The organism is Pseudomonas sp. SDO5271_S396, assembly GCF_054071795.1.
This window is the reverse complement of sequence record NZ_JBSVWB010000151.1, coordinates 1-210: the sequence shown is the minus strand read 5'-3', so window position 1 is coordinate 210 and position 210 is coordinate 1. Positions and strand designations below refer to the sequence as shown.

General features: G+C 62.9%; 1 protein-coding gene. It reads right to left on the bottom strand.

Annotation, left to right across the window (positions count from 1 at the left end; all coding sequences use genetic code 11):
* Window positions 1-210: 4-hydroxythreonine-4-phosphate dehydrogenase PdxA (locus ACW9IN_RS30230; RefSeq protein ID WP_457369262.1), on the bottom strand; the 210-nt coding region annotated here is incomplete at both ends.

Here is a 210-nt window from a genome sequence, read left to right as displayed (position 1 = left end):
CAATTCGGTATGGCCGGGGTATTTGTGACCGCCGGCATGCAGCGCTTCCTTGTTCAACGGCGCGGTGCAGATGGCGTCGATCTGCCTGGCCTGCGCCAGTTCGACGGCACGGGCGATGTATTGATAGGCCGCATCGCCGGCGACCGCCGACAACTGCCCGAACGGCAGGTCTTCGGGAATCAGGTCCAGGTCGATGCAATCAATGGTGCC